We start from the raw sequence: 20,930 nt of genomic DNA on the forward strand, positions 1-20,930 counted from the left end.
GCAACACCAGCCCCCAACGCACCTTGTTCGGCCACTCGTTGGCTCGATTGCCGTCTTGTCTCCGCTCTCCCCCCCGGCGCCGTGCTGGTGGTTGCTTCTCTCAGCGGCGCGCCGTGGCGGGCCACACGTCCTCGTCCAGGGCGAGGCAGCGGTCGGTCTCCGTACGCGACGGCATGACGGGCACGTCGTCCCTGGTCCGCAGCGCGGCGGCGGCCGCCAGGTGGCCGAGGCGCAGCCGGGAGCGTTCGTCGCGGTCCTCCAGCACTCCCGTCAGATAGCCGGCCGCGAACGCGTCGCCCGCGCCGACCGGTTCGACCACCTTGGTGGGCAGCGAGGGCACGAACGTCCGCAGACCACCGGCGTACGAGGTCGCGCCGTGCTCGGCGTCCTTGACGACCACGGCGGGTGCGGGCGCGAGCAGTTCCGCGATGTCGTCCGGACGGGCGGTGCCCCACAGCTCCTCGGCCTCGTCCCGGCCGACGAACACGATGTCCGCGGCGCGGGCGAGCGCCAGCAGAGTGCGTGCGGCGTCCGCGCCTTCATGCCGTTCATGCCGTTCATGCCGTTCATGACGTTCATGGCGCCAGAGCGCGGGACGGTGGTTCACGTCGAAGGAGACGAGCGGACCGGGCGCGGCGCGGTCGTCCCGTCCGGCGAGCAGCGTCTCCAGCAGCCGGGCGCAGCTGTCGGAGAGGGCCGCGGCGACCCCCGACAGATGCACGATCCGGGCCCGGCGGAGCGCGGGATGGTGGGCCAGGTCCGGTCCCATCGCGGACGCCGCGGACCCGCCCCGGTAGTAGTACGTGCGGGTGTGGCCCGGGCCGGATCCAGGGTCCGGGGCCGGGTCCTTGAAGTAGACCCCGGTCGGGCGTGCCGGATCGGTCTCCACGGCGCTCACGTCCACGCCGCGCGCGGTCAGTTCGGCCAGGACGCGACGGCCGAACGGGTCGTCGCCGACCCGGCTCAGCCAGGCGGCCCGGCGCCCGAGTCCGGCGAGCCCGCAGGCGACGTTGGACTCGGCGCCGCCGACGGCCATGCTCAGCAGGGACTGCTCGGCGAGCGGTCCGGTGTCCGGCGGACTGAGAACGGCCATCGTCTCGCCGACGCACACGACGTCGGCCACCCGCTCGTCACGGTCGGCGGCGCGGGGAGGGGGCGGCAGGGGCACGGGCTTCTCCTGGCGGATGGGGACGGCGGATGGCGGGACGTGGGTTCACGGGGTTCGGACGGAGCCGAGCCGCAGCATGACCTTGCTGCTTCCGCTGCCCGGGTCGGCGGCGACGGCGAGCGCCTCCTCGGCCCGTTCCAACGGGAAGCGGTGGGTGATCAGCGGGGTCACGTCCAGTCCGGCCCCGAGGGCGCGCAGCGCGTCGTCGATCTCCTCGACGAAGCGGTACGAGCCGATCCAGGTGATCTCCCGGGTCACCAGGTCACCGAGGGCCGCCGCCACGGCCGTGCCGGGCAGGTTGCCGACCTGGACGAGGGTGCCGCCCCTGGCCGTGGCCCGCAGCACCGGTCCGAGCGCGGCCGGGGCGCCGGACGCCTCGAAGACCACGTCCACGTCCTCGGGCAGCACCTGTCCCGCGGAGAGGTCACGTGTCTCGGCGGCGCCCATGGCGCGGGCGACGGCGAGCGAGGACGACGAGAGGTCCGCGGCGATCACCCGGCCCGCGCCGCGGTACCGGGCGGCGGCGACGACCAGCGAGCCGATCGGGCCGCAGCCGTTGACCAGGACCGTACGGCCGCGCAGCTCCGGCACCCGGCCGACGGCGTGCAGCGCGACGGCCAACGGCTCGGCGAGGGAGCCCTGTTCGGTGGTCACACCGGCCGGCAGCGGCCGGATCTGGTCCGCGTCGACCGTCCGGTACTCGCTGAACCCGCCGTCGGTGTGCGGGTCGAAGGCCGCCGAGCCGAAGTAGCGGACGCGCGGGTAGAGGTTCGTCCGGCCGGCGATCCGCTCGGGAAGGACGCCGTCGCCGACCGGCCGGGCGGGATGGACGGTGACCGCCTGTCCCACGTCGAGGCCGGTGACTTGGTCACCGAGTGCGGCGATCCGGCCCGCGAACTCGTGCCCGAGCACCAGCGGATGCGCGAGCGAGGCGGTGCCGGACGCGCCCTTCTTCCAGTACGCGATGTCGGAGCCGCAGATTCCGCCCCACTCCACGGCCAGCAGCACCTCGCCCGCGCCGGGTGTGGGCCGGGCCCGTTCGTCGACGCGCACGTCGTCGGGGCCGTGCACCACGACCGCCCTCATCAGAGGGGTGAGCGTCTTCATACGGCGTCCTCCAGCCGGACCAGGTCGCGTCCGCGTGTCTCGGGGGCGAGGTACGCGCTGACGAAGGTGATGAGCGAGTAGACGATGAGCATGGCGGCGATGGGCCACCAGCTGTCGGTGACGGCGGTGAGTGTGGCCGCGAGGACCGGTCCGATCGCGGTGGCGAGGATGCCGCCGATCTCCTTGGAGAGCGCGAGCTGCGTGAACCGGGTGCGGGAGCCGAAGAGTTCGGCCATGGTGACGCTTTCGAGGGAGAACAGACCGAGGACGCCGACGTTCAGACCGAGGACCATGCCGAGCATCACGCCCGGGGTGGAGCCGGAGGTGATGAGGAGCATCACCGGGAAGGCGAGGACGACGGTCAGCGCGGAGAGGACGAGGTAGACCGCGCGGCGTCCGAAGCGGTCGCCCAGCAGACCGATCAGTGGCACGGTGGCGAAGCCCGCCAGTGAGCCGTACACGATCGCGTCCGTCGGCACGGACCGGCCGACCGCGAGGTTGGTGGCGATGTAGCCGACGAGGAACGTCTGCATCAGGCCGGAGTTGCCGGCCTGGCCGAAGCGCAGGCCCAGTGCGAGGAAGAACGCCTTGCCCTTGCGCTGCCGGATGCCCGCCGCCAGGACACTGCCCTCGTGTTCGTCGGCGGTGGCGATCACGGACTCGACCTCGTCGCGGGCCAGCGCCACGCCGTCGACGACATCGGGGCGCTTCTCGAAGACCGGGCTCTCCTTGAGGCTGCGCCGCACCCAGACCGCGAAGATCATCAGGCCGAAGCTCAGCAGGAACGGCAACCGCCAGCCCCAGGAGAGCAGTTGGTCCTCGCTGAGCACGGCGAGCAGGATGGCCCACAGGCCCGACGCGGCGAGCGTCCCGGAGTTCGTGCCGAGCGAGACCAGCGAGGAGATCAGACCGCGCCGCTTGACGGGCGCGTACTCGGCCAGCATGACCGTGGCTCCGGCGATCTCGGCGCCCGCTCCGAAGCCCTGTGCCAGCCGCAGTACGACGAGCAGGATCGGCGCGAGGATGCCGATGGTGGCGTACGTGGGCAGGGCACCGATCAGGGTGGTGGAGGCGCCCATCAGCAGGATGGTGATGTAGAGGACCTTCTTGCGGCCGAGCCGGTCGCCCATCCGCCCGAAGTAGACGGCTCCGGCGAGCCGGGCGACGTACCCGACGCCGTACGTGGCCATGGCGGCGATGAGTCCGATGGCCGGGCTGACGTCCGGGAAGAAGATCTTGTTGAAGACGATCGCGGCGGCCAGCGAGTAGAGCTGGAAGTCCATGAACTCCATGGCCGTACCGAGCCAGCCCGAGACGGCGGCGCGGGTCAGATCGCGGGTGCTGCGCTGGGCGGAAGGCGTCTGCTGAGCGGCTATGACGCTGTCCTTCATCGTGAACTCCGTTGTTCGTAACCGAGGAAGCTGTTGGGGACGGGGGGCGGGACCGGGAACCGGGGAGGGTCAGAGCTCGACGCGTCCGGCGGCCAGGGCCGGGAGCCGGTCCGTGACGGCGGCGATGAGGGCGTCGTCGTCCGCGAGATCCGTCGCGCCCAGGACGCGCAGCAGCGCGCGTACCGTCTCGACGGGGCTGGTCGCGGGCGCCCAGCAGGCGGCGAGCGCCTCGGCGGCGGGATCCGAGGGGACCTCGGCGTCGGCCGGTCCGGCCGGGCGGGTGCCGTGCGCCCAGCCGGCGAGGGCGAGTTCGAGCACCGGGGCCGCCGTTGTCACCGAAGTGTTCGCGTGGTGGGCGCGCAGTTCGCGCAGGGCGGGGAGCCAGCGCTCCGTGATCTTCAGGGATCCGTCGGAGCCGATCTGCCGCAGCAGATGGCGCATGGCGGGATTGCGGAAGCGTACGACGAGGTCGTCGGCGTACGCGACGGGGTCCGGGCCGCCCGCGGGGAGGGTGGGTGCCACTTCCGCGCACAGCGCCCGTACGACACGCTCGCCCCAGTCCGTCGCCATGGTCTCGGCGATCGTGCTGAGTCCGGCGGCCAGGCCGAGGTGGGCGAGGGCGGAGTGGGAGCCGTTCAGCAGCCGCAGCTTGGTGAGCTGATAGGGCGCCACGTCCGGCACGAACAGGGCTCCGTCGAGCTCCCAGGGCGGCCGGGGCGCGGTGAAGGAGTCCTCGAGGACCCACTGGCGGTACGGCTCCCCCGTCACGGCGAGCGCGTCCCGTACGCCGAGCGCGGCGGTGGCCGTCGCCCGGTCGGCGTCGCCGGTGGCGGGCACGATCCGGTCCACGACGGTCGCGGGGAAGGCGACGGCCCCCGCCATCCGGTCCAGGATCTCCGCGCGGTCGGGCCAGTCCGACGCGCGGACGAAGTCGTGGACGACCCGGGCCAGTACCGCGCCGTTGCCCGCCATGTTGTCGCAGGACACGACGGTGAGCGGGGGCGCGCCCGCCCGCATCCGGGCGGCCAGTGAGGCGGCGAGCCGTCCGACCACCGTGGTGAGCGGCCCGTCGGGGCCGGCCGCGAGGTCGGCGGCCACGGGCCCGGCCATGAGGTCGAGCCCGCCGGTCGACGCCGACCGGTGATAGCCCTTCTCCGTCACAGTCAGCGTCACCACCGTGATCTCGGGGTCGGCGAACAGTGCGTCGACGGCCTTGGCGTCCGGCCCCATGGCCAGCGCGCCGACGACCGAGCCCACGACGCGTGTGCGGTGGCCGTCCGGACGGCGTTCGGTGAGCGAGTACAGACAGTCCTGGTCCCGCAGGGCGCGTACGGTCCCGGCCGAACGGGGCGCGACCGCGGTGATGCCCCAGGGCTCACCGGAACGGGCGGCGGCCTGCTCGGTGTACACCGCCTGATGGGCCCGGTGGAAGGCGCCGAGGCCGAAGTGGACGACACGGGTGCGTAGTTCGGCCGGGTCGACGGCGGGCCGCAGTGCGGGCGCGAGCCGGGAGAGGGTCCCGCGGCTCAGCAGATCGTCGGTGCTCACCAGTCGTGCACCGACCCGTCGAGCCGGCGGGCCACCGGGAGGTAGCGCCGCTGGTAGGGGAAGCGCTCGGCCGCCTTCTCGTCGTACTCGACGCCGAGGCCGGGCTCGTCGGAGGGGTGGAGCATGCCGTCGGCGAGCGTCACTCCCGTACGGAACACCTCGGCGGTCTCGTCGGGGTGGCCCATGTACTCCTGGATGCCGAAGTTCGGTACGGCGATGTCGAGGTGCACGGCGGCGGCCATGCTCACGGGCGAGAGGTCGGTCGCCCCGTGGGAGCCGGTCCGCACCTGGTGGAGCGCGGCGAGGTCGAAGATCCGGCGCAGATGGGTGATGCCGCCCGCGTGGACGACGGTGGTGCGTACGTAGTCGATGAGCTGTTCGGTGATGAGGTGCTGGACGTCCCAGATCGAGTTCATCACCTCGCCGACCGCGATCGGTGTAGTGGTGTGCTGCCGGATGAGGCGGAAGGACTCCTGGTTCTCGGCCGGGGTCGGGTCCTCCATCCAGAACAGCCGGGAGGCCTCGACGCTCTTGCCGAACCGGGCCGCCTCGTTCGGGGTGAGCCGGTGGTGCACGTCGTGCAGGAGGTGGAAGCCGAAGCCGAAGCGCTCCCGCACCGCCTCCAGATACCGGGGCGCGAAGTCGAGATAGGCCTCGGTGTCCCAGGGCTGTTCGTCGGGCAGTTCGGTCGCGGCGGGTTCGTAGACCTTGCCCTTGCGCACCCCGTACGTTCCCCCGACGTCGGGCACGGCGGCCTGGGCGCGTACGGCCTTGTAGCCCAGCTCCAGATAGCGCTGCACGTCGTCGAGGAGCGAGGGCACGTCGGTGCCGCTGGCGTGCGCGTAGACGAGTACGCCGTCGCGTGACCGGCCGCCGAGCAGCGCGTGGACGGGCAGTCCGGCGGTCTTGCCCAGGATGTCCCACAGGGCGGTGTCGACGGCGGCGATCGCGGTCATCGTGACGGGCCCGCGCCGCCAGTAGGCGCCCTTGTAGAGGTACTGCCACATGTCCTCGATACGGGCGGGGTCCCGGCCGATCAGCAGCGGGACCACGTGGTCGCGCAAGTAGCTGGCGACGGCCAGTTCCCGGCCGTTGAGCGTGGCGTCGCCGAGGCCGGTCACCCCGTCCGTGGTGGTGATCCGCAGCGTGACGAAGGTCCGGCCGGGGGAGGCGACGAAGACCTCGACGCTTTCGATCCTGCTCACAGGCACTCCTCGGTACTTCTCTGCATTTCTCTGTACGTCACAGCTCTGCTGTTTCTCGGCACTCCTGGTCGCGGAGTACTTGTATACAAGCATCCGTATCGCAGTACGGCAATACTTGTGCCGCGGTTCTACGTACGATGTGCACATGGCTCAAACGAACGGGCGGACGAACCGGCGCGACATCTATCTGAAACTGCGCCAGCTGGTCCTGACCCTCGAACTCGCCCCGGGCGCCGCCCTCTCGGAGAACGAACTCGCCGCGTCGCTGGGCGTGAGCCGCACGCCGGTGCGGGAGAGCCTGATCCTGCTGGCCCAGGAGGGCCTGGTGCAGGTCTTCCCCAAGATCGGGTCGTTCGTGTCCCGGGTCGATCCGGCACAGGTGGCCGACGCGCAGTTCCTGCGCGAGGCGGTGGAACTCGCCTCGCTGGACGATCTGCCCGCGGCACTCGACCCCGCGGTCGTCGGCGAACTGCGAGCCAACCTCGACCGGCAGCGCCGGTCGGACCTCGGCCTGGAGGAGTTCTTCGACCTGGACGAGGCGTTCCACCAGGGTCTGATGCGGCTGAGCGGGCACGGGAACGTCTGGACGACCGTCGCCGCCGCCAAGGGCCACCTGGACCGGGCCCGGCGCCTCGGTCTTCACGAGAACGAGTCGCCCGCCGTGTTCGTCGCCCAGCACCGCGAGATCTTCGACGCGATCACGGGCGGGAACGTGCCGCTCGCCCGCACCGCCATGCGCACGCATCTGCGCGCCGTCTTCGACGACATCGAGCGCATCCGCGCGCACTCGCCCGAACTGTTCGCCACGGACGCGTCGTCCGTGCCGGTGCGCCGCAACATCGTGGTCTGGGAGTGAGCGCGCCGTAGCCCCGGCCGGCCGCGCGCGAATCCCGGGCGGCGGCCCTCACCGACGTCATCGACGGCACCGACGCCGCCGACGTCTCCGGCCTCGCCGGTAAGTGAGAGGAACCCGCCATGTTCGACTTCACCGGTAAGACCGTGCTCATCACCGGAGCCACGGGCGCACTCGGCATCACGCTGTCCACCCGCTTCTCCGCGGCCGGGGCCAACACCGTCGCCGCCGCCCGAACGGGCGCCGACCGGCTCGCCGCCCAACTGGACGGCCCCTCCCTCGGCGTACGGCTCGACGTCACCAGCGAGTCCGACCGGACCGAGGCCGTCCAGCGGACCGAAGAACGCTTCGGCCCGCTGGACATCCTCATCAACAACGCCGCCTACCTGCGCGTGGGCACCGTGGAGAGCATCCCGCTCGACGAGTTCCAGCGGGTGTTCGACACCGATGTCACCGGCGCGCTGCTCGGCATCCGCGCCGCGGCCCCCGCCGACTTCATCCTCTTCGCCGCCTCGGACCGGGCCCGCTTCGCCACCGGCTCCGAACTCGTCGCAGACGGCGGCTTCACCCTTGGGCCCTTGTCATAGCGCGGGCGCAACTCGTCGCGCCGGCGGTGAGGCTCACGGCGCCGGCCCGACGGCCTCCACCCGAAGTCGAGGGGCCGGCGCCCGTGTCAGGCCGTCAGGGCCGCGAGCACCATGGACCTGGCCTCCTCCTGGATCTGGTGCAGGTGCTCAGGGCCGGAGAAGGACTCCGCGTAGATCTTGTAGACGTCCTCGGTGCCCGAAGGGCGGGCCGCGAACCAGGCGTTGGCGGTGGAGACCTTGACCCCGCCGAGGGCGGCGCCGTTGCCGGGTGCCTCGGTGAGGACCGAGGTGACCGGCTCGCCCGCGAGGGTGTCGGCGGTGACCTGGCGCGGGGACAGCTTCGCGAGCAGCGCCTTCTCCTCGCGGGAGGCCGGGGCGTCGATGCGCGCGTAGGCGGGGGCGCCGAAGCGCTCGGTGAGCCGCGCGTAGTGCTGGGAGGGCGTCTCGCCGGTGACGGCCGTGATCTCGGAGGCGAGCAGGGCCAGGATGATGCCGTCCTTGTCGGTGGTCCACACCGAGCCGTCGCGGCGCAGGAAGGACGCGCCCGCCGATTCCTCGCCGCCGAAGCCGAGCGTCCCGTCGGACAGGCCGTCCACGAACCACTTGAACCCGACCGGGACCTCGACCAGTTTCCGGCCGACGTCCGCCGCGACCCGGTCGATCATCCCGGACGATACGAGGGTCTTGCCGATCCCCGCCCCGGCGGGCCACTGCTCGCGGTGCGAGAACAGGTAGGAGATCGCCACGGCCAGGTAGTGGTTGGGGTTGAGCAGGCCGCCGTCCGGGGTGACGATGCCGTGCCGGTCGGCGTCGGCGTCGTTGCCGGTGGCGATGTCGAACCGGTCGCGCTGCTCGATCAGCGAGGCCATGGCGTACGGCGAGGAGCAGTCCATACGGATCTTGCCGTCCCAGTCCAGCGTCATGAAACGCCAGGTGGGGTCGGCGAGCGGGTTGACCACCGTCAGGTCGAGCCGGTGCTGCTCGGCGATCCGGCCCCAGTAGGCGACCGAGGCACCGCCCAGCGGATCGGCGCCGATGCGCACGCCGGCCGCCCGGATCGCGTCCAGGTCCAGCACGTTCGGCAGGTCGGCGACGTAGGTGCCGAGGAAGTCGTGACGGCCGGTGCCGGGGGCGGCCAGGGCACGGGTGTAGGGGACGCGGCGTACGTCCTTCATGCCCGCGGTGATGATCTCGTTGGCGCGGTCCTGGATCCAGGAGGTCGCCTCGGAGCCCGCGGGTCCGCCGTTCGGGGGGTTGTACTTGAAGCCGCCGTCGGCGGGCGGGTTGTGCGAGGGGGTGACCACCACACCGTCGGCGAGACCCGAGGTGCGGCCGCGGTTGTGGGTGAGGATGGCGTGCGAGACCGCGGGGGTGGGTGTGTAGCCGTCGCCCTGGTCGATGAGGACGCTCACGTCGTTGGCGGCGAACACCTCCAGCGCCGTGACCCGCGCGGGCTCGGACAGGGCGTGGGTGTCGGCGCCCAGGAAGAGGGGGCCGTCGGTGCCCTGGGCGGTGCGGTACTCGCAGATGGCCTGGCTGGTGGCCGCGATGTGGTCCTCGTTGAACGCCGTCGCCAGTGACGAGCCGCGGTGCCCCGAGGTACCGAACGCGACCCGCTGCCCGGGCTCGGCCGGGTCGGGGTGCAGCGCGTAGTACGCCGTGACCAGGCGGGCCACATCGACGAGGTCACCGGGTCCGGCGACCTGCCCTGCACGCGCGTCCTGCATGTCCCGCTCCTTAAGCCTCAAACAAGGTCGACCGTCGAGTCCGTTGCCTACCGACCCATTCTCCCCTGCCCGGCCTCCCGGGACGCACACCGCGCGCGTACGGATAGGGGGGCGAATGCCCGGGTGGAGGTCCGACCGGAAGCCCGGTCGGGGCGAGCGCCCGGCCGCCTCGCGAACTGGTCGGGGCGAGGGCCCGGCCGCCTCGCGGACTGCCGGACCCTCACCCCACCTACCCGCGTACCCGGCTACCCGCCTACGCGACGTCCTTGATGACGGCGGTGAGCGTGTCCTCGTTCATGGTGTCGGGAACGTCGACACCCGACGGCAGCTTGTAGGCCTGGCCGCGGACGGCCCCGCCGGGGAACTCACCGGTGTGGAGGTTGAAGTACCAGTTCTCCGGGTTGGCCTTGATGCCCGCCAGCAAGTCCTTGTCGTCGACGGTGACCGTGCCGAAGACGAACTTCTTGCCGTCCTCCAGCTTCTTCGTGAAGAAGGGGATCTTCACCTCGCCGTTGACACCCTTGACTCCCTTGTGGAGGTGTCCCAAGGTCGGCGTCTGGACCCCGGCGAAGGTGAACGCGTAGGAGACCTGGTCGCCCTGGATCCGCATCAGGGCGAGCGCGTGCCCGTCCTTGTCCCCCACCGCGGGACCGCCCTCGACGGGGACCTCGTCGGCACCGGTCATCACCGAACCGAAGAAGGCCGCGTCCTGCGCGTTCTTCTCCCACGTGCCGACGCCCTGCGCACCGCCGTGCCCCGTACCGGATGACGCGTGCCCACCGCCGGCCTCGGCGCTCGCGGCGGAGCCGGCGCCGGTCACGGCGTCCTCGCCGTTGCAGGCGGTCAGCAGAAGCGCCCCCGCGACAGCGGATGCGGCGATCAGTCCAAAGCGCTTGCTCTTCATGGCAGTCATGCCTTTCCCCGTGCTGCGACCGCGGCTGTTTCGCGGTCCGTCACCCACAACACGGACTGCCCTTCCGACACCCCTCACCCCATGACAGCCCTGAGACATTCCTGAGACGGCCTCCGCGCACTCGCAACGCGACCTTGACACCGAGCCCGGCGCCCGGGGGCCTCGGAGCCTCTCGTCGGAAGGGCGCTCCCGCTCACCCCAGGAAGCTCAGCCGCACGGTGCGGTCGGGGTTGTCCTTGTTGGTGTCGACCAGGCACACCGACTGCCACGTCCCCAGTTCCAGCCGCCCCCCGATCACCGGCAGGGTGGCGTGCGGGGGCACGATCGCCGGCAGGACGTGGTCCCTGCCGTGGCCGGGGCTGCCATGGCGGTGCTGCCAGCGGTCGTCCGCGGGAAGCAGGGTGTGGAGCGCGGCGATCAGGTCCTCGTCGCTGCCGGCGCCCGTCTCCAGGACGGCCACGCCCGCTGTCGCATGGGGGACGAAGACATTGAGCAGGCCGTCACGGCCGCCCGCCGCTTCCCGGAGGAAGGTCTCGCAGTCACGGGTGAGGTCGACGACCGCTTCCGTGGAGCCGGAGGTGATGTTCAGGACACGGGTGGTGAAGGCATCGGACATGAACCCATCCTGACCCACACGGCGAACTCCACACCCGCGACGGCTCCGGGAGGGCTTCGGGAGTCTTCGGGAGGGTTTTGGAACGGCCGTGCCGTCGGTTCCGGACACCCGGTTCCGGTCCGCGAGACGGCGTTGACCGTACGCGGTCCAGCTGGCTACGTTCGGCGGATGTTGCGCTCAGTTCTGCTCACCACGCGCGGTCACATCGACCTGCTGCGGGTGGCCTCCGCCGCGTGTCGCACCGGCAGCTGACGCCTCCTCAGCCGTTCTCCCTCCCCGCTTCGCCCTCTCCGCTTCGCGCTGCGCGCGACGGCGGCTCCCCGAAGCTCTCCAGTCATGGAATCCCATGAGCCTCAGCCATGCCCCGCAGGCGGTACGCGTCGAAGGGCTGACCCGCGCCTTCGACGGCCGCGTCGTCATCGACGACCTCCGACTGGACATCGGACAGGGCGAGTTCGTGGCGCTCGTGGGTCCTCGTGGATGCGGCAAGTCCACCCTCCTGCGCATCCTCGCCGGACTCGACCGCGACCTCCGGGGCACCGTGCTCGTACCGCGCCGCAAGGCTCTCGCCGCCCTTGAGCCGCACACGGGCCCGAGGCCGAGGCCATGGAATGGGAGACGGGCCTCACTTGCCCGTGTGGTGGCGCGTGAGCCCGATCTTCTGCTGCTGGACGATCCGTTCGGCGCCCTGGACGCACGGGCCCGGGCCAAGGCGCGGCGGCTCGTCGGCGAACTGTGGCAGCGCCGCGGCTGTGCCGTACTGCTGGCCACGTCCGACGTGGAGGAGGCCGTGCTGCTCGCCGACCGTGTCCTCGTGATGGACGAGGGCGTCATCGCGTACGAGACCGCGGTCGGGCTGGACCGGCCGCGCGACCGCACCGGTCCGCGCTTCGCCGCACTGCGCGCCGAACTGCTGGCGCGTCTGGGCACCGAACCGGCCGCCTGAACCGGCCTCCCCGAGAAGACCCCGCGGGGAGGATGCGTCCGGGAAGATCCGCGCCGCCCGCACAGTTGGTAGAAGCGTGAACAACACCGGAGCGCGGGTACGGGAAGTCGATGTCGTCGTCGTGGGCGCCGGCCAGGCCGGTCTGTCCGGCGCCTACCACCTGCGGCGCACCGGTTTCGAGCCGGAGCGGGACTTCGTGGTCCTGGACCACGCGCCGCGGCCGGGCGGCGCCTGGCAGTTCCGGTGGCCGTCGCTCACGTACGGCAAGGTGCACGGGATGCACTCGCTGCCGGGCATGGAGCTGACGGACGCGGACCCCGACCGGCCGTCCTCCGAGGTCGTCGCCGAGTACTTCGACGCCTACGAGCACGCCTTCGACCTGCGCGTACGGCGGCCGGTCGACGTGCGGGCCGTACGCGAGGGCGACGCGGGCCGGCTGCTCGTCGAGACGTCGGACGGTACGTGGTCGGCGCGGGCGCTGATCAACGCGACCGGTACCTGGGACCGGCCGTTCTGGCCGCGCTATCCCGGTCAGGAGACGTTCCGGGGGCGGCAACTGCACACCGCCCAGTACGCCGGCCCGCGGGACTTCGCCGGGCAGCGCGTCGTCGTCGTGGGCGGGGGCGCGTCCGGTACGCAGCATCTGCTGGAGATCGCACCGTACGCGGCCGCGACCACCTGGGTGACGCGGCGGCCGCCGGTCTTCCGGGAGGGGCCGTTCAGCGAGGACGTGGGCCGGGAGGCGGTCGCCCTGGTGGAGGAGCGGGTCCGTCAGGGGCTGCCGCCGAAGAGTGTCGTGTCGGTGACCGGGCTGCCGCTCAACGACGCGATCCGGCAGGGCCTCGCGGACGGGGTCCTGGACCGGCTGCCGATGTTCGACCGGATCACCGAGGACGGCGTGGAGTGGGACGACGGGCGTCGGGTGGACGCGGACGTCATCCTGTGGGCGACCGGTTTCCGCGCGGCGGTCGAGCATCTGGCCCCGCTGCGGCTGCGCGAGCCCGGCGGAGGCATCCGCGTCGAAGGAACCCGCGTGGCCGCCGATCCACGGATCCATCTGGTCGGGTACGGGCCGTCGGCGAGCACGATCGGCGCCAACCGCGCCGGGCGGGCGGCGGTACGGGACATCAGACGGCTGCTGTCGGACGCTCAGAAGGGCGCCCCGGTGGCCGCGCCGGCCACGCCGGTCGCCGTGGAGGCCGGTGGCTGAACGTACGGGCCGCGTACGGGATGCGTACGGGATGCGCGCGGACTGCGTACGGGTGGGCGGCGTACGGGATGTGTGCGGGTGCGCCGCGCCCGTGCGACGACGTGAGCGAGCAAACTCCGTGATCACTTCCCGCGCCCCCGGAGGGGCGCGGCGGGCCCCGGGAGCACCTGCCACGCCGTGGTGACGGCCCGGCTCAGCTGGACGACGCCGAGGCGCCCTTGCCGGCGCGGTTGAACTCGGCGACGTTCTTCTTGTGCTCCTCGTAGTCGGCCGTGAAGCGTGTGTCGCCCCGCTTGACCGTGACGAAGTACAGCCAGTCGCCCTGGGTCGGCGCGACCGCGGCCCGCATGGCCTCCTCACCGGGATTGGCGATCGGCGTCGGCGGCAGCCCCATCCGGGCGTACGTGTTGTACGGGCTTTCGAGCTGGGTGTCGTTCTCGCTGGTCCGCAGGGTGCTGCGGTTGAGCGCGTAGTTGATGGTGGAGTCCATCTGCAGCGGCATGCCCCGGTCGAGCCGGTTGTAGATCACCCGGGCCACCTTGCCCATGTCCGCCTTGGTGGCCGCCTCCGCCTGCACGATGCTCGCGACGGTGACGGTCTGGTAGACGTTCATCGCGTTGCGCTCGGCCCCGGCCGTGACCGTGCCCCCGCCGAACTTCTTGTTCGCCGTGTCGACCATGTACGTGAGCAGGGAGACGGGGGTCGACTTCTTGTCGAGGGGATAGGTCGCCGGGAAGAGATAGCCCTCGGGGTTGCCGCTCGCGTCGTTCGGCAGCTTGAGGCGGGCCTTGGCCAGGGACTTCTTGCTGGAGCCCGCGGGGAGGGCGAGGGCCTTGTCCATGGCCGCGTAGACCTGGCCGGTGCGGTAGCCCTCGGGGATCACCAGAGTCCGCGGTTCCTTCTTGTCGTCCGTGCTCAGCAGCGGCACCGCCACGGCGGTGGCCGCCACGACGGCGCCGGTCGCGATGAGGGCGGTCCGGCCCCGGCGCGTCAGTCGGATCGTGCTCCGGGGCGGAGTGGGCGGAGTGTAGTTCTGCATGCGGGCACGTTAACCCGTATATCGTCCTAAACTCGACATATCTTCATCTTGTTGGCTCCAGTTGGGCGTCTCTGCGGACCAGTGCGGCGTAACGTCCGTCCCGCTCCAACAGCTCCTCGTGCGTGCCCCGTTCGGCGGTGCGCCCGCGGTCGAGGACCACGATCTGGTCGGCGCCCCTAACGGTGGACAGCCGGTGCGCGATGGTGATGGTGGTCCGGTTGGCCGACAGCGCGTCGATGGCCTCCTGCACGGCTCGCTCGGTGCGGGTGTCCAGGGCGCTGGTCGCCTCGTCGAGGATCAGGACCGGCGGATCGCGCAGGATGGTGCGGGCGATGGCCAGCCGCTGCTTCTCCCCGCCGGAGAACCGGTGCCCCCGCTCCCCCACCACCGTGTCGTACCCGTCGGGCAGGGACGTGATGTGGTCGTCGATCTGCGCGGCCTTCGCGGCGGCGCGCAGTTCCTCGTCGGTGGCGTCCGGCTTCGCGAACCGCAGATTGTCGGCGACCGTGGCGTGGAAGAGGTACGTCTCCTGCGAGACGACGCCTATCCCGCGCGCGAGGGTGTCGAAGTCCAGGTCGCGCACATCCACTCCGTCGAGGGTGACGCGGCCTCCCGTGACGTCGTACAGACGGGGGACGAGGTGGCTGAGTGTGGATTTCCCGGCGCCCGTCTGGCCGACGACGGCGAGGCTGCTGCCCGCGGGCACGGTGATGTCGATGCCGTCGAGGATCGGGCCGCTCTTGTCGTCGTACCGGAATTCGACGCCCTCGAAGCGCACTTCGCCCTTGACCTGGTCGAGATGGACCGGCTTCTCGGGCTCGGTGATGTCGATGGGCAGGTCGAGGTACTCGAAGATGCGCTGGAACAGGGCGAGCGAGGCCTGGATCTGGACGCCGGTGGACAGCAGGCTGACGGCCGGGCGGAACAGTCCCTGCTGGAGCGAGACGAACGCGACCAGGGTGCCGATGGAGACCGCGGGTCCGCCGAGCTGGAGGGCCATGCCCGCGGCCCAGTAGATGACGGCCGGCATGGCGGACATGACGATGCCGATGACGGCCATCCGCCAGCGCCCGGCCATGTTCGACCGGACCTCCAGGTCGACGAGGCTCTCGGACTCCTCCGCGAAGGAGCGGGTGAGGGAGTCGGAGCGACCCATCGTGCGGCCGAGCACGATGCCGCTCACGGAGAGCGACTCGGTGACCGTGGCGGCCATGACCGCCATCTGCTTCTGGCGCTGGGTGGTGATCTTCTTGCGTTCGTTGCCGACGCGGCGGCTGATCCACACGAACACCGGCAGCAGGAGCAGCGAGACGACGGTCAGCCGCCAGTCGAGGGCGACCATCGCGACGATCGTGGCGACGACGCTGGTCAGGTTGGAGACCAGCGAGGTGGCGGTCGAGGTGACCGTCGCCTGCATCCCGCCGATGTCGTTCGCGATCCGCGACTGGACCTCGCCGGTACGTGTCCTCGTGAAGAAGGCGAGCGACATGCGCTGCAGCCGGTCGTAGACGGCCGTGCGCAGGTCGTGCATGACGCGCTGGCCGACCGTGGTGGAGATCAGGGTCTGCAGGACACCGAAGACACCGCCGAGCACGGCACTGAGGATCATGCCCAGTGCGAGCAGGCTCAGCAGGCCGGTGCGGCCCTGCGGGATCGCGGTGTCCAGGATCTCCTTGAGCAGGAAGGGCGTGGCGACCGAGACCAGGGACGCGGCGGCGACGAGCAGGCCGACGACGGCCAGCCGGCCGCGGTAGGGACGGAAGAGGGTGAGGATGCGGCGGACCTGCCGGGGCTGTCCCGGCTCGGCGGGTGGCGGCGTCCAGTTGATGTCGTCGCGGGGCATGGGCTCCTACGGGATGTGAGAGGAATTCGACTGACGGAGCATAGCTCATTGTTACCTATACTCACAATGAACTAGGTCCTGATATTGTTCCCGTCATGGACTCCCCCGATGCCGACGGTCTGCTCGCCGAGCAGCTGTTGCGGCTGACCCGCCGTGTGCACCGCATCCAGAAGCACCATCTGGAGACGCGGAGGCTCGGCATCACCCCGGCCCAGTCCCGGCTGCTGCGGACCCTCGCCCACTACGGCTCGCCACCCCGCATGGCGGACCTGGCCGAGCGGCTGGAGGTGGTGCCGCGGGCCGTGACCACCCTGGTCGACGCTCTGGAGGCGAGCGGCAAGGTCCGGCGTGTACCGGATCCCACCAACCGGCGGGTCATCCGCATCGAGCTGACGGAGGACGGCGGGCGGGCGCTGCGGGAACTGCACAGCGCGCGCCGGGCGGCCGCGGAGGACATCCTGGCGCCCCTCACGGACGAGCAGCGCGCGGTGCTGGGGGGACTGCTGGACACGCTGGTCGACGGTACCTCCGTGCCTGCCGACAGTGCCTCCGTCCCGGCCGGCGGGGCCGATGCCGCCCGGGGGCCGGGGCGCGACTGCTGACGGGCCGGCGCGGAAAGTCCAACTCCCTGGCCACTTCCGTCCCTTGTCCCCCGGCCGACCCCCTAGGAGGGTGACAGCGCGGCGAACCCGCGCTCCCCCACCGAGGAGGTCCGATGCACGACGAGAACACGACACCGGAATCCGACGACAACCCCGAAGGCCATTCCCGGCGCTCGGTACTGCGCACGGCGGGCATCACCGGCACGGGACTGGGCCTGGGGCTGGGGCTCGGCGCGGTCGCGGGAGGCGGCACCGCCCACGCCGCCGCCGGATCCGGGGCGCCGGCGGAAGCCCTCGCGAACACCGGCCCGGCCCAGTCCTCCGCACCCGCCGCGCGGGGCCGAACCATGATCGGCGTGCCCTTCGAGGGCCGCGGCACGGTACGGGTCGGGATCATCGGACTGGGCAACCGCGGCGGCGGCATGATCGACCTGTTCCTGGCCCTCGACGGCGTCCGGGTCGTCGCCCTGTGCGATCCGGTCAAGGACAAGACCGCGTCGGCCGCGGCCAAGGTGGTGGCCGCGGGACAGCCCGCCCCGGCGACGTACACGAAGGGGGAGCACGACTTCGTCAACCTCTGCGAACGCGGTGACCTCGACTTCGTGTACGTGGCCACACCCTGGGACCTGCACTTCGAGATGGCGCGCACGGCGATGCTCAGCGGCAAGCACGTCGGTGTGGAGTGTCCGGTCGCGATGCGGCTCGACGAGCTCTGGGAGCTGGTCGACCTCTCCGAACGCACCCGCAGACACTGCATGCAGCTGGAGAACTGCTGCTACGGCCGCAACGAGATGCGGGTCCTGCGCATGGCCCACGCGGGGAAGTTCGGCCGGCTGCTGCACGGCGCCGGGGCCTACAACCACGATCTGCGCGGCCTGATGTTCGACCCGGACTACTACGAAGGTCCCTGGCGGCGGCTGTGGCACACCCGGCTGCGCGGAGACCTCTACCCGAACCACGGCTTCGGCCCGGTCGCCAACTACATGGACGTCAACCGCGGTGACCGCGTCACCCACATCTCCAGCTTCGGCACGCCCTCGTTGGGCCTCGCCGAGTACCGCGCGGAGCACATGCCGCCGGGCGACCCGAGCTGGAAGGAGACGTACATCGAGAGCGACCGGACCATCAGCCTCGTACAGACCGCCAAGGGGCGGGTGATCCGGCTCGAACATGATGTGTCGACGCCACATCCGTACTCCCGGATCAACAGCCTCGGCGGCACGAAGGGTGTGTTCGAGGACTACCCGGAGCGGATCTATATAGAGCCCGACCACACAGATGACGTCTGGGGCGACTTCTCGGCGTATGCGGAGTGGGACCACTGGCTGTGGAAGGAGCACTCCGACCCGCCCGGCGGACACGGCGGGATGGACTACATCATGCTGTTCCGGCTGATGCAGTCCATCCGGCTCGGGCTCGTACCGGACTTCGATGTCTACGACGCCGCCATCTGGACCGCTCCGGTGCCGCTGAGCCACGCCTCGATCAAGGCGCACGGGGCACCGCAGGCGATCCCGGACTTCACCCGCGGTCTGTGGAAGAAGGAGCGCCCTGGCATGGACTCGCCGAAGCCGCAGGACGGGTAGGGCCCGCGGGGCCGGTGAGTACGCCCTGCACGGTCACCAGACGTCGGTCGTAGCATCCGTCCGAGCCGTACAGCCGGTAGCGCTCGCTCGTGGTGCCGACGGCGTGCCGCTGGTCGCGCGGCACGTTCGCCGTGTAGGTCGCGTCGCCCGTATAGCTGTCGTCGAGCCGGGACCACGCGGTGCGCCGGCCACCGCGGGTCTCCACGACGGACGCCCGGTCCCCCAGCGACAGCACGGTCCGCAGCCGGTCGCCCGCACCGAGGGTGGTGGTGCCGTCCATGGTGTACGTGCGGTCCGTACGGGTCGTCACGGCGGGCCCGCGCCCGTCCACGGTGACCTTCTCGTCGTCGGTCCAGATCCCGTCGAGCGCGTCCGTGGCCTCGCCGTCGGTCCAGCGGTGCACGGAGGTACTGGCCAGTTCACGGTCGACCGTGGTCGCGACCCGGCCGTGCGAGGTGTCGACGTACCCGGACACGGTCAGCCGGTGCCCGGCGTCGGTGTCCAGCCGGTGCTCGGAACCGGGCATGTACGTCGAGGAGTTCGTGAGGTCGCGGGCCTGGTGGGCGGTGAGCTTCCCGGTGACGTGCGTGCTCTTGGCGTCCTGCCAGACGAGGACGTTCACCGGGGTGCTCCAGCCGCTCTGCCCCTCGGGAACGCCCACTACGGAGACGTCGATCCGGTGCGGGCGCCCGTCGTTGAGCAGCCCCGCGAACGGGGTCAGGTCGTACTCGACGGGCTTGATGTCGAAGGCCCGCGGGCCCGGGATCACGTACCAGAGGAAGGGGTTGGACCAGCCTCCGGTCCATACGGTGGGGAACGGCGCGGCGATGCCCGCCAATTCACCGTCGACCTCTATCCGCACCTCGCGGTAGGGGCCGTCGCCGGCCTTGCAGGAGTAGGGCGCGGCGTCGGGCACGGTCAGATACCAGTACTCCTCGCAGCCGCCGCCCGACCCCGTGGCGTACACCTCGGCGACGATGCGTTCGCTGTTGCGGGGTGTGGTGAGGGTGCCGTCCTGGAGGGTCAGGACGCGGTCGGGAGTCGCGGCGGCCCTGACCGTGTGCTGCTTCCCGGCCGGGTAGAAGGTCAAAGTCACCTTGACGTCGATGATTCCCGTGTAGGTGTCGTCGACGACGTTCCCGATCAGCATCTCGACGTCCTGGCCCGCGCGGAACGTGTCGCTGTAGCGCGTGACGTCCTTCTCCACCGACCACTCGATGCCGTCGGGCGAGGGCTGCGGGGTGGACGTACGGAAGACCTCGACGCCGCCGATGTGCAGATACCCGAGCCGGTCGTACTGCCGTCCCTTGACCTTGCCGTCGAGGCGCAGCACGACCTTGCTCCAGCGGTCTCCGCACCCGCTCGGGGGCGCGTACGTGCCCCTGTACGGCGTGAAATCGCGGAACTGCGCCTCGGCGACCGTCACTTCGCAGGACGCGCCGCCGGGCCTGGAGACGGGCGGGGCGGCGGTCACCGGGTCGTGCCAGTCGGTGCCGAACTCGGCGGGCGGGTCGGCGAGCGGGGTGGCCGTCCGGGCTTCCGTGGGCCGCGCTTCCGTCGGCCGGGCGGCCAGGGCCGGGTTCGCTCCGAGGAGGGTGCTCGCCACGAGGGTCGCTCCGGCGAGCATGGACATGATGATCCGTCTTCTCATGAGCGGTGTTCTACGGGGAGTCGGCCCGGCCCGCAATGCTGCCTCGCCACACTCTGGCCATATGAGCTACGCCGACCGGGGCCCGCCGCCCGACTCGGTTCTACGGGACCGGTCGTGAGGGGCTGTCAGGCCCTGAGGTCCGCCTTGTCGCCCATCACCACGACCGGGTGCTTGGCCGGGTCGAGGGTGCGCAGCAGGTACTTCATGCCCGACTTGGACAGGCTGACGCAGGCCGACGTACCGCTGCCGTGGTCCATGTGCAGCCAGATGCTGCCGCCCTTGGACTGGCCCTGAGGGCGGGTCGGGTCGTTCGGCGAGGTGCCCTTGACGCGGTTGTAGTCGATGGCGATGACGTAGTCGAAGTCGTTCCAGTGCGACTTGGCCCAGTAGTGCGGGGCCTGGAAACCCGAGGACTGCGTGTACGGGAGCTTGGCGCCGGGGTCGGCGAGGACACCGCCCGCGTCGCTGAGCGTGAACACTCCGACGGGGCTGCGCTTGTCGCCCTCCGCGTGGTCGGTCGTCCAGCCCTTCTTGCCGTTGTGCCCTTCCCAGCTGCGCGTCTTGTCCCAGGTGGAGCCGGACTTGGTGTAGAGGACGATCGTGGACTTCGCCGAGTCCTCGCCCTGTCCGTAGACCGCGACGACCTGCCGGGAGTTCGCGGGGATCTTCTTCCGCAGCTTGTCCCCCACGTCGGGGATGCGCTTGAGGTCGACCGTGCGCGCCTGCTCGGGCCAGGACCCGTCCCCCGCCTGGCCGTTGCTCTTCTTCCCGCTTCCGTCGTCCGAACCGCCGCAGGCCGCCAGTGGCATGACCAGGGCGCCCAGGACCGCGGCCACGGCCGTCGTACGCATCCCTCCGCGTATGTGCATACCGTCCATCGTCGCACCACGCCGCGGACGGCCGTGCCGACCCCCTCGGCTTACCGGGCATATCCGGGC

At 71.2% G+C, this 20,930-nt stretch carries 17 protein-coding genes and 1 pseudogene; 6 read left to right on the plus strand and 12 right to left on the minus strand.

Annotated features, from left to right (window positions below; all coding sequences use genetic code 11):
• Window positions 1–100: 100 nt before the first annotated feature.
• The 5 genes from IE278_RS19845 to manD form a co-directional block, all read right to left on the minus strand.
• Window positions 101–1,168 (minus strand): sugar kinase, encoded by a 1,068-nt coding sequence (locus IE278_RS19845; protein ID WP_246570408.1) that lies wholly within the window; start codon window positions 1,166–1,168, stop codon window positions 101–103.
• Window positions 1,169–1,213: 45 nt separating this feature from the next.
• Entirely contained in the window at window positions 1,214–2,275 is a 1,062-nt protein-coding gene (locus IE278_RS19850) for an L-idonate 5-dehydrogenase (RefSeq protein WP_246570410.1), read from the minus strand.
• Window positions 2,272–3,666: an MFS transporter gene (locus IE278_RS19855; protein ID WP_189774162.1), complete on the minus strand. Its 1,395-nt coding sequence runs from the start codon at window positions 3,664–3,666 to the stop codon at window positions 2,272–2,274. Before IE278_RS19855 ends, IE278_RS19850 begins: the two co-directional genes overlap by 4 nt.
• A gap of 69 nt (window positions 3,667–3,735) precedes the next feature.
• Complete coding sequence (locus IE278_RS19860) at window positions 3,736–5,214, minus strand: mannitol dehydrogenase family protein (RefSeq protein WP_189774164.1); 1,479 nt, start codon at window positions 5,212–5,214, stop codon at window positions 3,736–3,738.
• On the minus strand, window positions 5,211–6,419 hold the full coding sequence (manD, locus tag IE278_RS19865) for a D-mannonate dehydratase ManD (protein ID WP_281403184.1): 1,209 nt from the start codon (window positions 6,417–6,419) through the stop codon (window positions 5,211–5,213). Before manD ends, IE278_RS19860 begins: the two co-directional genes overlap by 4 nt.
• A gap of 145 nt (window positions 6,420–6,564) precedes the next feature.
• Between manD and IE278_RS19870 the strand changes: the two genes are divergently transcribed.
• Both IE278_RS19870 and IE278_RS19875 read left to right on the plus strand, forming a co-directional pair.
• Window positions 6,565–7,275, plus strand: coding sequence for a GntR family transcriptional regulator (locus tag IE278_RS19870; protein WP_189774167.1), 711 nt, complete (start codon window positions 6,565–6,567; stop codon window positions 7,273–7,275).
• A 119-nt stretch (window positions 7,276–7,394) separates the two neighbouring features.
• Window positions 7,395–7,859, plus strand: coding sequence for an SDR family oxidoreductase (locus IE278_RS19875; protein ID WP_189774168.1), 465 nt, complete (start codon window positions 7,395–7,397; stop codon window positions 7,857–7,859).
• Window positions 7,860–7,945: 86 nt separating this feature from the next.
• Here IE278_RS19875 and pgm read toward each other — a convergent pair whose 3' ends face one another.
• The 3 genes from pgm to IE278_RS19890 all read right to left on the minus strand — a co-directional run bounded on the left by pgm (window position 7,946) and on the right by IE278_RS19890 (window position 11,115).
• Window positions 7,946–9,586, minus strand: coding sequence for a phosphoglucomutase (alpha-D-glucose-1,6-bisphosphate-dependent) (pgm, locus tag IE278_RS19880; RefSeq protein ID WP_189774169.1), 1,641 nt, complete (start codon window positions 9,584–9,586; stop codon window positions 7,946–7,948).
• 253 nt (window positions 9,587–9,839) lie between these two features.
• Window positions 9,840–10,499, minus strand: coding sequence for a CHRD domain-containing protein (locus IE278_RS19885; RefSeq protein ID WP_246570412.1), 660 nt, complete (start codon window positions 10,497–10,499; stop codon window positions 9,840–9,842).
• A 193-nt stretch (window positions 10,500–10,692) separates the two neighbouring features.
• Window positions 10,693–11,115: a YjbQ family protein gene (locus IE278_RS19890; RefSeq protein WP_189774170.1), complete on the minus strand. Its 423-nt coding sequence runs from the start codon at window positions 11,113–11,115 to the stop codon at window positions 10,693–10,695.
• Window positions 11,116–11,461: 346 nt separating this feature from the next.
• On the opposite strand from IE278_RS19890, the gene IE278_RS19895 reads away from it, so the two are divergent.
• Both IE278_RS19895 and IE278_RS19900 read left to right on the plus strand, forming a co-directional pair.
• The gene (locus tag IE278_RS19895) at window positions 11,462–12,061 is read left to right on the plus strand and encodes an ATP-binding cassette domain-containing protein (RefSeq protein WP_189774171.1); all 600 of its coding nucleotides are present in this window, start codon (window positions 11,462–11,464) and stop codon (window positions 12,059–12,061) included.
• Between the two features lie 76 nt (window positions 12,062–12,137).
• Complete coding sequence (locus tag IE278_RS19900) at window positions 12,138–13,271, plus strand: NAD(P)-binding domain-containing protein (RefSeq protein ID WP_189774172.1); 1,134 nt, start codon at window positions 12,138–12,140, stop codon at window positions 13,269–13,271.
• Between the two features lie 193 nt (window positions 13,272–13,464).
• Here IE278_RS19900 and mltG read toward each other — a convergent pair whose 3' ends face one another.
• A complete protein-coding gene (mltG, locus tag IE278_RS19905; RefSeq protein WP_189774173.1) occupies window positions 13,465–14,310 on the minus strand; it encodes an endolytic transglycosylase MltG in 846 nt (281 codons plus the stop codon).
• A 43-nt stretch (window positions 14,311–14,353) separates the two neighbouring features.
• The gene (locus IE278_RS19910; RefSeq protein ID WP_189774176.1) at window positions 14,354–16,153 is read right to left on the minus strand and encodes an ABC transporter ATP-binding protein; all 1,800 of its coding nucleotides are present in this window, start codon (window positions 16,151–16,153) and stop codon (window positions 14,354–14,356) included.
• 95 nt (window positions 16,154–16,248) lie between these two features.
• Between IE278_RS19910 and IE278_RS19915 the strand changes: the two genes are divergently transcribed.
• Together IE278_RS19915 and IE278_RS19920 are read left to right on the plus strand one after the other, a co-directional pair.
• Entirely contained in the window at window positions 16,249–16,755 is a 507-nt protein-coding gene (locus tag IE278_RS19915) for a MarR family winged helix-turn-helix transcriptional regulator (protein ID WP_189774177.1), read from the plus strand.
• Window positions 16,756–16,868: 113 nt separating this feature from the next.
• Window positions 16,869–18,341: a Gfo/Idh/MocA family protein gene (locus tag IE278_RS19920; RefSeq protein WP_189774179.1), complete on the plus strand. Its 1,473-nt coding sequence runs from the start codon at window positions 16,869–16,871 to the stop codon at window positions 18,339–18,341.
• A 13-nt stretch (window positions 18,342–18,354) separates the two neighbouring features.
• Here IE278_RS19920 and IE278_RS19925 read toward each other — a convergent pair.
• Together IE278_RS19925 and IE278_RS19930 are read right to left on the minus strand one after the other, a co-directional pair.
• Window positions 18,355–19,992: pseudogene (locus IE278_RS19925) on the minus strand (peptide-N4-asparagine amidase); the annotation flags it as partial.
• A 125-nt stretch (window positions 19,993–20,117) separates the two neighbouring features.
• Window positions 20,118–20,861 carry a L,D-transpeptidase family protein gene (locus IE278_RS19930; RefSeq protein ID WP_189774182.1) on the minus strand — a complete coding sequence of 248 codons (744 nt, stop codon included), beginning with the start codon at window positions 20,859–20,861 and terminating at the stop codon, window positions 20,118–20,120.
• Window positions 20,862–20,930 lie beyond the last annotated feature (69 nt).

Origin of the sequence: Streptomyces tauricus (assembly GCF_014650955.1) — a bacterium.
In the GTDB taxonomy this organism is placed as follows: domain Bacteria; phylum Actinomycetota; class Actinomycetes; order Streptomycetales; family Streptomycetaceae; genus Streptomyces; species Streptomyces tauricus.